This is a genomic window from Paenarthrobacter sp. NPDC057981 (assembly GCF_042886835.1).
Classification (GTDB): Bacteria; Actinomycetota; Actinomycetes; order Actinomycetales; family Micrococcaceae; genus Arthrobacter.
This window is the reverse complement of record NZ_JBHVQI010000002.1, coordinates 301,185-314,864: the sequence shown is the minus strand read 5'-3', so window position 1 is coordinate 314,864 and position 13,680 is coordinate 301,185. Positions and strand designations below refer to the sequence as shown.

14 protein-coding genes are annotated in these 13,680 nt (G+C 63.4%); 8 read left to right on the top strand and 6 right to left on the bottom strand.

Features of this window, described 5'->3' with window-relative positions:
• Positions 1–20: 20 nt before the first annotated feature.
• Positions 21–1,175 (bottom strand): diguanylate cyclase, encoded by a 1,155-nt coding sequence (locus ACFVSI_RS04610; protein WP_387820174.1) that lies wholly within the window; start codon positions 1,173–1,175, stop codon positions 21–23.
• A 176-nt stretch (positions 1,176–1,351) separates the two neighbouring features.
• Between ACFVSI_RS04610 and ACFVSI_RS04605 the strand changes: the two genes are divergently transcribed.
• On the top strand, positions 1,352–1,795 hold the full coding sequence (locus ACFVSI_RS04605) for a tautomerase family protein (protein ID WP_387820172.1): 444 nt from the start codon (positions 1,352–1,354) through the stop codon (positions 1,793–1,795).
• On the opposite strand, the gene ACFVSI_RS04600 is transcribed toward ACFVSI_RS04605, so the two are convergent.
• Positions 1,752–2,147, bottom strand: a complete 396-nt coding sequence (locus tag ACFVSI_RS04600) for a cupin domain-containing protein (protein WP_387820171.1) — start codon at positions 2,145–2,147, stop codon at positions 1,752–1,754. The two genes, ACFVSI_RS04605 and ACFVSI_RS04600, sit on opposite strands and share 44 nt — an antisense overlap.
• Positions 2,148–2,156: 9 nt before the next feature.
• Positions 2,157–3,029, bottom strand: coding sequence for a helix-turn-helix transcriptional regulator (locus tag ACFVSI_RS04595; RefSeq protein WP_387820170.1), 873 nt, complete (start codon positions 3,027–3,029; stop codon positions 2,157–2,159).
• A 128-nt stretch (positions 3,030–3,157) separates the two neighbouring features.
• Here ACFVSI_RS04595 and ACFVSI_RS04590 point away from each other — a divergent pair, with 128 nt between their 5' ends.
• Together ACFVSI_RS04590 and ACFVSI_RS04585 are read left to right on the top strand one after the other, a co-directional pair.
• A complete protein-coding gene (locus tag ACFVSI_RS04590) occupies positions 3,158–4,393 on the top strand; it encodes an MFS transporter (protein WP_387820169.1) in 1,236 nt (411 codons plus the stop codon).
• Between the two features lie 11 nt (positions 4,394–4,404).
• Positions 4,405–5,184 carry an isocitrate lyase/phosphoenolpyruvate mutase family protein gene (locus tag ACFVSI_RS04585; protein WP_387820167.1) on the top strand — a complete coding sequence of 260 codons (780 nt, stop codon included), beginning with the start codon at positions 4,405–4,407 and terminating at the stop codon, positions 5,182–5,184.
• Positions 5,185–5,571: 387 nt separating this feature from the next.
• On the opposite strand, the gene ACFVSI_RS04580 is transcribed toward ACFVSI_RS04585, so the two are convergent.
• A complete protein-coding gene (locus ACFVSI_RS04580; protein WP_387820165.1) occupies positions 5,572–6,495 on the bottom strand; it encodes a LysR family transcriptional regulator in 924 nt (307 codons plus the stop codon).
• Between the two features lie 190 nt (positions 6,496–6,685).
• Between ACFVSI_RS04580 and ACFVSI_RS04575 the strand changes: the two genes are divergently transcribed.
• Positions 6,686–7,033 carry a hypothetical protein gene (locus ACFVSI_RS04575; RefSeq protein WP_144660563.1) on the top strand — a complete coding sequence of 116 codons (348 nt, stop codon included), beginning with the start codon at positions 6,686–6,688 and terminating at the stop codon, positions 7,031–7,033.
• Between the two features lie 107 nt (positions 7,034–7,140).
• Positions 7,141–8,175 carry an LLM class flavin-dependent oxidoreductase gene (locus ACFVSI_RS04570; RefSeq protein WP_387820163.1) on the top strand — a complete coding sequence of 345 codons (1,035 nt, stop codon included), beginning with the start codon at positions 7,141–7,143 and terminating at the stop codon, positions 8,173–8,175.
• Positions 8,176–8,182: 7 nt separating this feature from the next.
• Here ACFVSI_RS04570 and ACFVSI_RS04565 read toward each other — a convergent pair whose 3' ends face one another.
• Complete coding sequence (locus ACFVSI_RS04565) at positions 8,183–8,383, bottom strand: hypothetical protein (RefSeq protein WP_387820161.1); 201 nt, start codon at positions 8,381–8,383, stop codon at positions 8,183–8,185.
• Positions 8,384–8,560: 177 nt separating this feature from the next.
• On the opposite strand from ACFVSI_RS04565, the gene ACFVSI_RS04560 reads away from it, so the two are divergent.
• The 3 genes from ACFVSI_RS04560 to ACFVSI_RS04550 all read left to right on the top strand — a co-directional run bounded on the left by ACFVSI_RS04560 (position 8,561) and on the right by ACFVSI_RS04550 (position 11,990).
• Complete coding sequence (locus tag ACFVSI_RS04560; RefSeq protein WP_387820159.1) at positions 8,561–11,029, top strand: CHAT domain-containing protein; 2,469 nt, start codon at positions 8,561–8,563, stop codon at positions 11,027–11,029.
• Entirely contained in the window at positions 11,026–11,379 is a 354-nt protein-coding gene (locus ACFVSI_RS04555; RefSeq protein ID WP_274258521.1) for a CU044_2847 family protein, read from the top strand. Before ACFVSI_RS04560 ends, ACFVSI_RS04555 begins: the two co-directional genes overlap by 4 nt.
• A gap of 104 nt (positions 11,380–11,483) precedes the next feature.
• A complete protein-coding gene (locus ACFVSI_RS04550) occupies positions 11,484–11,990 on the top strand; it encodes a universal stress protein (RefSeq protein ID WP_387820157.1) in 507 nt (168 codons plus the stop codon).
• A 293-nt stretch (positions 11,991–12,283) separates the two neighbouring features.
• Here the strand turns inward: ACFVSI_RS04550 and ACFVSI_RS04545 are convergent, their stop codons facing one another.
• Positions 12,284–13,675: a GntP family permease gene (locus tag ACFVSI_RS04545; protein WP_387820155.1), complete on the bottom strand. Its 1,392-nt coding sequence runs from the start codon at positions 13,673–13,675 to the stop codon at positions 12,284–12,286.
• Between the last annotated feature and the right edge of the window lie 5 nt (positions 13,676–13,680).

Below are 13,680 nucleotides of genomic sequence, written 5' to 3'. Positions count from 1 at the left end.
TTCCTCCGGTCCGGGACGGGTCAGGCGTGTGCAGCCTCCGGATCCAGGGGGCTTGCTGCAATAAACGCGCGGTTCCGTCCGGCTGCCTTGGCTTGGTACAGGGCACCGTCAGCGGTGTAAATCAGCTGTGCCAGCGCATGTCCCGCAATCGGGGTGGATGAGATTCCGTAACTGACGGTGGGGAAGGCAAGTCCATCCGGGGCCTGCGCAGCTGCCAGCCGAGCGCTGATCTCGGTGGTGATGGCCTCAGCGCTGTCCTCGTCGGCGCCGGGAAGGAGGATGACAAATTCCTCCCCGCCGTATCTGGCCACCAAGTCGGTCTTGCGCAGGGTCCCCTTGCACGCAGCCGCGAAGGCCCTGATTGCCGCGTCCCCTGCGGCGTGGCCGTGGGTATCGTTGACCGCCTTGAAATGATCAAGATCAGCCAGGATTACGGCGGCAGACAACCCTGCCCTGTGCAGCCCTGCGAGTTCCCGCTCGGCCAACTCCATGAACGCTTGGCGATTCAGCAAACCGGTCATTCCGTCGCGCATTGCCCGCTCGTTGAGCACCGTAATGAGCTGATGGTTATTGAGCGCAGTCATGCTGAATGAAACCAGGACCAACAGCATGATCAGCAGCAAGCACGTCACCGCCGGGGCAAAGAGCGTGCTGAGGATTTCGCTGTCCGGCCCCTCAACGGCGTATGCCACAATCCGGCAACCGAAGTAAGCCACAAGGGCGACCGCGACGACCAACAATGGTTTGTGGGCTTGGGAAGCCTGTGACTTCAACAGCGCGAGTTCGCGCGCGGCCAGCGCCATCCCGACCCCCATCAGGGCGAAGTAGACCAGCACGCCCCGCCACTCGCCGTCGGGGGTCACCTCAGAGAAAGCTGCGACGGCGGTGACCGCCGGGGCGGCCAAAAGCAGCCACAGCGGCGTCTTCAAACTTCTGAGGGATCGGAACCCCGCCCACACGCCGAATGCTCCCGCCACCAACAACGCGTTGCCGAATGGGACGGCTGCCCTGCTCCATTCGGTTTCCTTCAACAAGTACGCCCCAATGCCGGCCAGCCAACATCCGAGGGCCGCGGACCAGTAGGAACTGTAAAGAGAGCGGGTCCTCCGGTACGACCCCAAGAAAAGCACCCACAATGTCAGCGTCACCACTGCCAACGCCAATTTCAAGCTCAATAAATCCAACATGGATCCCCCCATTCATCGGCCAGCCTAAAGGCCAAGAGGAGAATGGGCGAAACACGACGCGGCGGAAAGCCGGGCCAATCGTTTGCCTTTTTGAACGACACGTTAACCGGACCCGGACGACCGCCCTTGCGCTCGTGGAGTTGCCGCTTGAGTAGAATGCGCCCATGGCACAGGTCATCGTCTATGGACACAGAAGCTCAATCGAACAACGCCGCGAGGCCCTTTCCTCTGCGATTCATGGAGCAATAGTGACGACCCTCGACTATCCACCTGAAAAGAAGTTTCAACGTTTCATTTCACTGTCGGACGTTAACTTCATCCACCCGGACGACCGGGGTGGAGACTACACAATCATCGAGATCTCCATGTTCGAAGGCAGAACAGAGCAGGCAAAACGCAACCTCATCGCGGACCTGTTCGCACGGATCGAATCCGAAGCAGGAATCAAGCCGCACAGCGTGGAGATAACCATCACGGAGACTCCGCGGGTGAACTGGGGGATCCGTGGTCAATGCCGCGGACCTGTCACTCAATTACCAGGTCAACGTTTAGCAGGCCCTCCTCTCAGCCCATGTAGTCCTCATCAGAGACGTGCTCGAGCCAGGTGACGACGTCGCCGTTCTTGTCCGCTTCCTGCATCGCGATGTGTGCCATGAACCGGTCAGGGGTGGCACCGTGCCAGTGTTCCTCGCCGGGTTCGATGTAGACCACATCGCCGGGGCGGATCTCCTGAATCCCGCCGTCCCGCGTAGACACCAGCCCTATGCCGTCGGTGACGTACAGCGTCTGGCCTTTGGGGTGATGATGCCAGGCAGTCCGGGCGCCCGGAGCGAACCGGACGTGGGCGCACCCGACGGCGGATTGCTCGTCCGGGGTGCGGATGGAATCAACCTGTACCGTTCCGGTGAACCGTTCCTCGGGGCCGGCTGTTGTCCGGCCCCCGCTTTGCGTGTATTTCATGGTTGCTCCTTAGCGGGTGCTGGCTTTTTCGACGACATTCTCCGTGGCTGCCCATGACGACAGGAGCTTCAGGCCTTCTTCGCTGGCACTCCCGGGAACTGCGGGGTAGACGGTGACGTGAAGGCCGGTGTCCTCGTCGAGTTCAAGTTGTTGATACGTCAGTTCCAGGGGACCGACCACAGGGTGGTGAAAGTTCTTCATTCCCGATCTGTGGCGCCTGACGTTGTGCGCGGCCCACAAAGTGCGGAACTCCTCGCTCCGCATGGACAATTCGCCCACGAGCTCGGCAATGGCTTTGTCGTGTGGGAAGCGGCCTGCGTTGCGGCGAAGGATCTCCACATTGGTGTTGGCTGCGCGGTTCCAGTCCGGGTAGAACTCCCGCCCCCTGGGATCCAGGAAGATGAACCGGGAATGGTTCGCCGGGCCGGCACTGCTCCGGAAAAGGTCGAAGTACATGGCGTAACCCAACGCGTTCGCGGCAACCACATCCATACGGTGGTTCGAAATGAGAGCCGGCGCGCCGGTGATGGAGTCCAAGAAGTACTGCAGCGCCGGATCGATCGTGTGGATGGCCTTCTTCACCTTGGTCCGAACTCCCCTGTTTGCTGTCCGGGCAAGGTCATAAAGGTGCTCGGTCTCCGCGCGGTCCAGCTGCAACGCCCCGGCCATGGCATCCAGAACGCTGTCCGAAACGCCGGAGAGGTTTCCTCGTTCCAAGCGGATGTAGTAGTCGACGCTCACGCCGGCGAGACGTGCCACTTCATCGCGGCGAAGGCCCGTGACCCGGCGTCGGATCCCGAAAACTTCGATGCCTGCCTGCTCAGGGGTGATGCGTGCGCGGCGGGACATCAGGAACTCCCGCACTTCCGACCGATTGTCCATGCCCACCACGTTACGACTTCGCCGACCCGTGGTGAGAGGTTCTGTTGGAACCTGTATAACCGGAGCCTCCCACCTGTCCCCAAGGCCGTGTTCCGATGAATCCAGTTGTTCACCTGAGAGGCCAATCCATGTCAGCAGATACACCCACCGCGACGCACAGGGCGGCGCCCGAGGAAAACCCTGTAAGCAATAACCCCATAAGCCGTTGGGGAGGTGTGTTCGCCATGTCCTTCGGGGCTTTCGCCGTCGTGGCCTCCGAATTCATGCCCGTCAGCCTCCTTACTCCGATGGCCCGGGATCTTCAGGTTTCCGAAGGGCTGGTGGGACAGGGAATCGCGATATCGGGCCTGTTCGCCGTTCTCACAAGTCTTTCGATTTCCACGCTGACCGGAAGAATGAACCGGCGCACGCTGCTGATCGGCCTGACCGCCCTGATGGGTGCCTCGGGAGCCCTGATTGCGCTGGCGCCAGGTTACTTGCCCTTCATGGTGGGCCGGGCGGCCATTGGGGTGGTCATCGGCGGATTCTGGTCAATGTCCGCGGCCACGGCGATACGGCTGGTGGCGCCGTCGCGGGTCCCCCGTGCTCTGGCGATTGTCAACGGCGGGAACGCCCTGGCCACCGTTCTGGCAGCGCCTCTTGGCAGCTACTTGGGTTCCTTCATCGGTTGGCGTGGAGCATTTCTCTGCCTTGTACCCGTCTCTGCGGTTTGCGTGGTGTTGCTCTGGGTGTCCCTGCCGTCTTTGGAAGCACCGACCACCAGGACCAAAGCCCGCGACATCCTCGCGATCTTCAACGCTTTCAAGGACCGGACTGTCGCGTGGGGCATGGCCGCCTGCGGGACCTTCTTCATGGGCCAGTTCATCCTCTTCACTTACATCAGGCCCTTCCTGGAAACCGTCACCCATGTGGAAGTGGCCCTGGTTTCCGTCGTTTTACTGGTCATGGGGGTGTCCGGATTTGCAGGAACAATCCTCATCGGCCGTTTCCTGGGACCCGGCTTGCACAGGACGCTCATGGTGATTCCCGCCGTCATGGCCCTCATTGCGGTTGCCCTCGTACCGCTCGGTGCGGTGTTCGCCGTCGTTGTTCTTCTGCTGGCCCTTTGGGGCCTTTTGGGGACCTCGGCTCCGGTGGGCTGGTGGAGCTGGGTAGCGCAAGCGATGCCCCACAACGCCGAACAAGGCGGCGGGCTCATGGTGGCCGTGGTCCAGACCTGTATTGCCCTGGGATCCACTCTTGGCGGGGTCCTGTTCGACTCGCTCGGCTTTGACAGCACATTCCTTGCCAGTGCCGCGGTTCTTGTGGTGGCGGCGTTCCTTGCGTCTAGGCTGAACATTGCACCAACTCCCAACCGAGGATGACGGAGAGAACCATGACAGAAGCAAGCATCGAAGCCCGCGCGGAACAACTGAAGGCCCTTCATGAGGCGCCTGAAATCCTGAGTGTCGTCAATGTTTGGGATGCCGTCAGTGCAACCGCCGTGGCCGCGCTCCCCCAGACAAAGGCGATCGCCACGGCAGGCCACTCCATCGCCTCGGCCCTTGGATACAAGGACGGAACCATGCCTTTGGATGTGGCGCTGGGCGGTGTGGAGAGGATCGTCAACGCTGTTGACCTCCCGGTCACTGCAGATCTCGACGACGGATATGAGGACCCAGCCGAAACCATCCGTCGCGCTATTGGCATCGGAGTGGTGGGCGCCAATGTCGAGGACCGCCTGCGGCCGTTCGATGAAGCAGTTGCCCGCGTGAAGGCGATCATTGACGCCGCCAACGCCGAGGGCATTGCCTTCCAGCTGAACGCACGAACTGACGCCATCGTCCGCGGCGGTGACCGGCCGGTCAAGGAAAGCATCGACGACGCCATCGCGCGGGGCCGGGCCTTCCTCGACGCCGGTGCCGCTCTGGTTTTCGTGCCGGGCGCACTTAACCGCGAGACCATCGAGCCTCTCGTTGAAGGCCTCGGCCACGGCAAGCTCTCCGTGATCGGCGCTCCCGGAGCGTTGCCGGCCACCGAACTTCAGGAACTCGGCGTGGCACGTGTGTCCTACGGGCCGTTCACGCAGCGGGTGGCCCTGCGCGCCCTCCAGGACCTCGCCTCCAACCTGTACGGTTCCGGCGTCATCCCGAAGGACACCCCGGCGCTGAACTAGGGCGAAACAGTCCCGGCCCGCTCGCAGCGGGTGGGCCGGGACTGCCCTCCAACAAGGTCTTTCAGTGCTGCCGTGGTAATCCTAAAATTGTTGTGCTGATGGCAGCAGAACCTGGCGGAAGGGGCGTGGTTGCCATGACCAAGGATCCATTCCGGCACGAAAAACCGGATGACCATAGCGAAAGCAAAGAACACAGGACCCGCTTCGGCGAGTGGCTCAGGCGCGAAGACTCAGGCGTGGAGGGAACCGCCAGCAGTATTTTCATCCGCCGGCATGATGATCACCACCCGCCGGAACGCACATGCATCCAAGGGCATGAGATCGCGCCCGGGGAAACGCACTGCTCCCATGGACACCCAGTAGGCTGACGCTCCGGGCCGTAACCGGTTACGGAGTCGACCGCGTATCAAAGGCCGCCGCCGATTCACGCAGGAGGCGGGCCACGGTGTCCAAGGGAAGGCTCGTTGGCCGCCGTCGATCGAACCGGCGAAGGGCAATGTGCCTTGTCCCCAATCCCGGGACATCCAGAATGTCCACCTGATCCTGGACCACGCCCGTCAGAGCCAAGGTGGGCACGATCGCGACGCCCTCGCCCGCAGCTACCAACGCCAGGGCGGTAAGCGTGTCCTGGTACTGGTGAATCGTCTCGATCTGGGCTCCTGTGGAATGGCGCAGGCGCCCGAGGACGGCAATGTTGGCCGCTGATGGCTCGACCCCCAGCCACGGGAGGGGCAAACGGCTGAGGTCCAGGTTGTCCGTGGTGAGCAGCGACCCTGCTGGAACCACCAGCTTCCAGGGCTCATCCAGCAGGGGTTCTTCCACCATTCCCGCGGCAAGGGGACGCTGGTTTGAGGTGGTGGAATCCTGTTCGACCACCACCGCATCCAGCTGGCGTTGACGAAACAGCCGCATAAGCGCCGGGAAGGCGTCCTCAACCAGCTGGATCTGGAGCTGGGGATACTGGATGCGCCATTCGGGAAGCCGCGGGATCACCACGGTCCGCATGAAGCTGGTGAATCCGCCCACCCGCACCACACCGGCAACCTCGGCCTGTCCCTGCACGCGGGACCGCGCCACATTCAGTGCGCGCTCTATCTCCTCCCCTGCCTCTGCCATCGCCAGCCCGGCGGGCGTCAGGACCGAGCCTTTGGGGGTTCGGAGAAGCAGCGCCTGGCCTGCTTCGCTTTCCAATTTGGTGAGTTGCTGCGACACCGCCGACGGCGTAATCCGCAGCTCATCGGCAGCGGCGAGGACCCCGCCGGTACGGGCGACGGCGAGGAGAACCAGCAGGCGACGAGGGTCCATTTCCATGTTCAGCGATTCTAAATACCGCCTTCAGAATAATGCAATTGAACTAAAGGTAGCTTTCCCTCAGAATTTAGGCATAGCCGCTCTTCGCTCTGGGGATGCGGTCTCTGTACACAGCAGAAAACACCCCTGAAGATATTCGTCATTCGGCCTGCCTCCGTGCTGGCTGCCTGGACATGGGAGAGGACACCCGATGGAGCTGCTCTGGGAAATTACCGGTTGGGCCGGTGCTGCAGCGATGCTTTGCGCCTACATGACGGTGTCCATGGGCTGGATCAAGCCGGGTACGACGTTCCAGGCCGCGAACCTTTTTGGCTCCTGCGCCTTCATCATCAACGGCACGCTCCACGGAGCCTGGCCCTCGGTGGCCACCAACGTGGCGTGGTTCCTCATCTCAGCGGTCGCCCTGCTAAGGATGCGCAACCAGCAACCTGACGCAGTCGTCGAGGCGGAACCGATCGTCGTCCCGGCCTACGTCACCACGGATACGGGCACGCAGCCTGTCATCCCGCACCCCGCTCCTGTCGCCAACTGCGCGTAACCTGCTCGTCCAGGGGCGCGGCGAACACACAAGGTAACCTCCCGCCGTCGTCGTAAGAACCAGCGCATAGGCTGGGCCGTAAGCGCCGCCCGACAGAGAAGGAAGCCATGCCTACCCCAGACCGCCCGCTCCGCAAGCTTGGATTCCTTACCATCGGGCTGTTTGATCCGGCGGATGCTGCTGCGGGCCACCGCTCAACCTTGGACATCATTGAACTGGGCGAGCGCCTGGGATTCGACAGTGCCTGGTTGCGCCACCGCCACCTGCAGTTCGGCATCTCGTCGCCCGTCGCGGTGATGGCGGCGGCCAGCCAGCGGACTTCCCGGATTGAACTGGGCACGGCAGTAACGCCGCTGGGCTGGGAAAACCCTTTGCGGCTTACCGAAGACCTGGCCACAGTGGACCTGCTTAGCGGGGGTCGGGTCAACCCGGGCGTCAGCGTAGGTGAACCGATGCACTATGACACCGTCAAACACGAGCTGTACCCGGATTCGGACGATACCGAGGACTTCAGTTACACCCGCGTGGACCGCTTTGCCCGGCTGGTCGCGGGCGAAAAAGTGCGGGAGTTTTCGGGCAAACAGGGCGTGGTGGAGGAGTTCTCAAACCGCGTGGAACCGCACTCTGCCGGGTTGCGGGAACGGCTCTGGTACGGAGCAGCGAGCCTGAAGTCTGCAACGTGGGCCGGAGAGAACGGCTTCAACCTGCTCTCCAGCAGTGTGGTGTTCCCCGGACCGGATGAAGAACCGGACTTTGCCGCGGTACAGCAACGCCAGATCCGTGCGTTCAGGGACGCCGCAGCAACGGCCGGCCGCGCCCCGGCCCGGGTTTCACAGGGCCTGGTGGTGATCCCCACGGATTCGGCATCAAGCGCGCAGCGGGAAAAGTACCAGCGTTACGTCGATGAGCGCACACCCCGCACCAGCGCACCCCAGGGACCAAAGCGCATGATGTTCGCTCAAGATCTCATCGGCAGCAGCGAAGAAATCGCTGAACAACTGTACGCGCACCAGGGCTTCCAGGAGGTGGACGAGGTAGCGTTCGCGTTGCCGTTCAGCTTTGAGCACGAGGATTACGTACAGATCCTCACGGACATCGCAGAAAAGTTGGGGCCGGCACTGGGTTGGACACCCGCGAAGTAAGGATTAGTCAGTCCACGAACTCCGACTGGGTCTGGATGAAGTCCCAATCGGCCGAGCTCAATACTCCGCTGACCTTGTCCGGGTGGGGTCCGCCGGCCTCGGCGATGTGTTGCAGGACCTGCAGTGGCAGTTCTTCCACCCGCAGGTTTTCGCGCAGCCATTCCTTGCTGTCCAGGTGCAGATCAAGCCACCACATGTAGATTTCCACCGCGGGACCACCACCTTCCGTCGGAGCCGTCGAATTAACGGTAGGCCTGGGCCGTGGCGTCTTCAAGGGTTCACGGATAAGGCTTGTAAGCAGCCGGATGTAGGGCCAATCTAGTCCTAAGGGCACTCCGGCACGCCGTTTCCGGCTGCCGGCCGCCCGTCGCACAAGGGACCCGCGATGGACTGTGACATCGAGCTGGAAATCGATACCGGCTCTGCACGCGGCGAATATACGGTACACGTGGTTCGCGCACCGGCGGGCGGCCACGCGTCCGGCATCTTCACCCTGGACGTGGACGGGATCATCGACCGGCTTCCTCAACTTGAAGCGACAGTCCTGGCTTCCGCCGTCGCCGCCCGCCGCACGCTGCCGGTAGCGGAAGTGGCAGTCCGCGAAGTCGGCCAGGAACTCTTCCAAGCGCTCTTCACCCGGGAGGTTTACGGCACGTACCGGGCCAGCCTGGGCGCAGCCCAGCACGCGGGCCAGCAGCTCCGGGTTGTCCTCCGGCTGGCGGCCCCCGAGTTGGCGACCATGCCGTGGGAAACCCTGTTCGACCCCGAAACCGAGACCTACCTTTGCCAGACCGAGCCCTTGCTGCGGCATGTCCCCGCGCCTGATTACAACCTCAATCCCTTGGATGTGGCACCGCCGTTGCGCATCCTGGGCATCGTGGCCTCGCCCCGTGATCTGCCGGCCTTGGATGTCGCAGCCGAAAAGGATCACCTGAGCAAGGCACTTGCAGGACCGGCGTCGGAGGGCCGTGTTGAACTGGTGTGGACCAGGAGCGGCACGTGGGATGACGTGCAATCGATGCTCCTCGCCGGCCCCTGGCATGTAGTCCACTTCGTTGGCCACGGCGACTATGACTCCCGGACGGACGAGGGCCGCATAGCCTTGGTGGGGCAGGATGGCCGCGCCGCAATGGTCCGCGCCGTGCGTTTGATGGCGTTGCTGAGCGTAGCTGCCCCGCGCCCGCGGCTCGTGGTGCTGAACTCGTGCTCCTCGGGCGAAATGGGCCAGACCGACCTCTTCTCCGGTACCGCCTCGGCCCTGGTGCGCAGCGGGATCGGCGCCGTCGCCGCGATGCAGTTCGCCATCAGCGACTCCGCAGCAATCGCGTTCTCCCACGGCTTCTACGCCGCGATCGCCAACGGCAGGACGGTTGACGAGGCCGCCCGCATCGGCCGGATCTCAGTGATGGCAAGCCCGGACGGCACACTCGAATGGGTCACCCCGGCTCTCTACGTCCGGGGCGGATCCACGCAACTTTTCACGTTGAAGGGCGCGCCGCGCGTTCCGGCTTCTGTTGAAAGTACGACGGCGGTCGCGGCCTCGGGCGGTCAGGCTGCTGCAGGTGCACAAGCGAACACAGACCACGCCATGAAACGCGCCCAGTTGAGGGCGTTGTACGTACAGGCAACTGCGGAATTGCGTGCCCGGCGATTCGACCAGGCCGTCGAACTGTTTGAGGATCTCCTGACATTGGAACCCGGCTACCGGGACGCAGCAAGCCAACGTGACAACGCCCGCAAACGGCTGGAACTTGCCCGCATCTACCGCGAGGCCCGCCAGGCGGAAGAGTCCGGCGACTGGTTGGCGGCGGCGGACGGCTTTGCCCTGGTCCTGGACGATCCCGAATATCCCGATGCCGCGGCCCGGAAACTGGACTGTGAAAGAAAGCAACGCCTTGCCGATCTGGAGGGTGAACTGCGGTATCACTCCTCCCAGGGTTCGTGGCAGGCAGTTCTCGATGTCTCCCGTGAGCTGGCTTCGTTGGACCCGGCTGCTGCCGATCCCGGTGGGCTCGCCTCTGCGGCGCGGGCCGAAATCGAGAAGACCAAGCCAAAAGAAGCCCCCGCGCCGGCGAACTCCGGAACAGATCAGGGCTCGTACACGGCCGTCTACCAGCCACCGGCGCCGCCCCGGACTCCCCCGTCGGGCACACGACCGACGTCCAACCCGAGACCCGCGCCACCTCGCGCCGCGCCGCTGGCCGGAGTCCCGGCGTCGAACGTTGGCGGTTCCGGCCCCGCCGTCACCCAGCCGCGACCGGCCGCCTCCAAGCCGCAGCCCTTCAAAACCATTCCCCTCGCCTGGGGCGGAGCCGCGCTGGCGGTGGCGGGCGGCCTGGGAGTGGGCTTTGCCATCTACTTCCTGTGGCTGGATGAGAACTACTGGTACGAGAGCGGCGGCGATGCCTCCCTCCGAATTGTCTACGGCCTGGTGGCCCCCTTGGGATACCTGCTGCTCGCCGTCGCAGGCCTTCCCGACCGCTCCGTCATGGGCAGGCTTGTGATGGCCGGAGTGGTCGTCTCCGGTGCGGTCTTTGGGTTGTCGGGCCTGAATTACGCCGTGGAACTGACAAGCGTCGTGTTCAGTTTCGTGCACGCGGGCTTCGGTTTGTGGGCGGGTGTCCTGGCCTTGCGCGCCGGGGAATCCAGGCTGTTGGGATGGCTGCTGCTGTACGCCACCGTGTCCGTGCCGCTGGTCTGGGTCCAGGACAAAGGCGTGTTCCTGGAGTCCTGGTACCGGACCCACGCGTACTTTGCCCTGATACAGCTTGCAGTGCTTTGCGCGGCAGGCGTGGGGTTCCTGGTCGAAGCGCGCCGCCTGCGCGCGCAGTCAGCAGAAAGGACCGGCAAATGAGCAGGCTGGTTGAGTTCACCACCGACGACGGCGGCACGGTAGTTGTGGAGGTGGCCAGCGGGGCCGGGAGCCTGGTGACCAGGGGTGGCGACCACGCGGCCGATCATTCGGGGGTTTTCGCGAGGGCCCAGCAGACGTTCCAACGGGCGCTTGAGCAGGTCCGGCCGGCAGTGCAGGGTGTAATCGACGAACTCCTGAGCCTCGAAAACCGCCCGGACGAGCTCAGTGTGGAGTTCGGAATTGACCTCCATGCCGAGGCCGGGGCGTTCATAGCCTCGGCCAGCACTGCATCCAACTTCAAGGTGCGGCTGACGTGGAACAAGCCCGCCCCAACCGCGCCGCCCAACTAGGGGACAGCACATGTCCCAATGAAGCTTGGGTGGAGCGTTATCTGTCCCCCAGTTGGGTAGCCAACAGCCTGTTCAACAGCCCCCTGCGGCGCAACAATAAGGGTATGGCTGAAGAGGATTTCAGCGGCCCCATCCCCTTGGTGGTGGGCGTCCTCCCGGACCAGCACGTGGAAGTGCTGCAGACAGCCCGGACCCTCGCCGAAAAACTCGGTGTGCCACTGGTCTGCGCCTACGTGGACGAGGCCAGTTATCTGGTGGAGTGGGATCCGTCCCGCGAAACCCACCGGATGTCGCTGCACCCGGAGAAGGACGACGCCGAGGTGGACGCCGTCCGGGGTGACCTGGGGAGGGTCATCGCCGAAGCCATGGACGGTGGCACCGCCGATTGGACCCTGCGGCTCCTGGCTGGCGACCCCGCCCGCGCCCTGGGCAGGCTGGCCTCGGACATCAACGCCTCCATGATCATTGTGGGCTCGCCGGAGCCCGGCCTGGGGCACCGCATTTCCGAGGCTCTCAACGGCTCGGTGGCTGCGTGGCTCAGTCATCACCAGCGCCGGCCGGTCCTGATTGTGCCCCAGAAAAAGCGCCAGGAAGCGGCTCGGAAAAACTAAAGCGAAAGTACTTATTCAAGGTGGTGGCAATGGGCTCCCATGCCACGTAGAGTGATGAGTGCAGGAAGCGAAAGCGCCTGTCCAAAGACCGCTCCGGAGTGCGTATCCCCCAATAACGCACTCCGGAGCTCTTTGTTTAAGCGGGCTCACGCGCTGTCCGCCCCCACCTTCTTTGACACACGAAACGGCCCCGACACGCCTTGTTACAGGCATGTCGGGGCCGTTGGGGTTTTCATTGTGGGTCGCGACGGTACAAGCTCACGACGCCGGCACCCGGCTTGGGTGCCGGAAGGTCACCTGACGAAGGTGTACAGCAATGCCGCCATCCCGAAGCCCACCAGGGACAGCACGGTTTCCAGGACCGTCCAGGTCTTCAGGGTGTCCTTGACGGACATGTTGAAGTACTTGGAGATGATCCAGAACCCACCGTCATTGACGTGGCTGGCGATGATGGAGCCCGAGGAAATGGCCACCACGATCAACGCGAGCTGCGGCTGGGAGTAACCGGAGGCCAGGCTTGGCGCGAGGATGCCGCCGGTTGTCACGATCGCCACTGTTGCCGAGCCCTGGGCGATACGCATGCCGGCGCTGATCACGAACGCGGACAGGATGATGGGCAGACCGGCCTGGGACAGTGAGTCAGCCACGGCCTTGCCGACGCCAGTGGCGGACAGGACTGCTCCGAAGAACGCACCGGCACCAACCACCAGCAGGATCATGCCCACCGGACGCAGCGAGGAACCCGTGATTTCGCTGAGCTCAGCAGAGGTCATGCCACGGCGGATGCCCAGCAGCCACATGGCCAGCAGCACGGCCACGGTCAGCGCGATGGCCGGGTTGCCGAAGAACTGGAGGACGTCCCGGAAAGCACCTGGGGGAGCGAAGATGTTGCCGAACGTGCCGCCGAGGATGAGGATCATGGGCAGGCCGATAGCCAGCAGCACCAGGCCGATGGAGGGCTCATGACCACGCGCCGTGTCGGCCTCGGGGACGATCCGGTCTTCCGGAACGGACACCATCACTCGCTTGCCGATGTACGTGCCCCACAAAATACCGGAGGCGAACCAGGCCGGAATACCGCAAATGAGGCCCATGAGGATGATCCAGCCGAGGTCCACGTGGAACAAGCCGGCAGCAGCGACGGGTCCCGGGTGCGGGGGAAGGAAAGCGTGCGTCACGGACAAACCGGCGAGCAACGGCAGGGCGTACAGGGCAAGCGACTTGCCGCCACGGATGGCTGCGACGTAGACCAGAGGTGCCAGCACGAAGATGCCGATATCGAAGAACACCGGGATACCCAGCACGAAGCCGGTGATGCCCATCGCAAGCGGGGTGCCCTTTTCACCGAAGATCTTCACCAGCCTGCCAAGCAGCACTTCGGCACCACCGGACCGTTCGAGGATGGCCCCCAGGACGGTACCAAGGCCGATGATCACGGTGATGTGGCCAAGGATTCCGGCAAAACCCTTTTCAATGAGGGCGTCGCTGCTCTTGGTGGCCGAACCCACCAGGGCTTCCACCGAGATTCCGCCTACCAAGGCCACGATCACGCCGGTTCCCACCAGGGCGATGAACGGCTCGAGCTTGACCTTGATGATCAGGAACAGCAGCAACGCGATGCCCGCGCCTGCCAGGAGGAGCAGGCCGGCGGTGTCGTGCCGCAGCCATTCAAGGAATTCATTCATGGGCG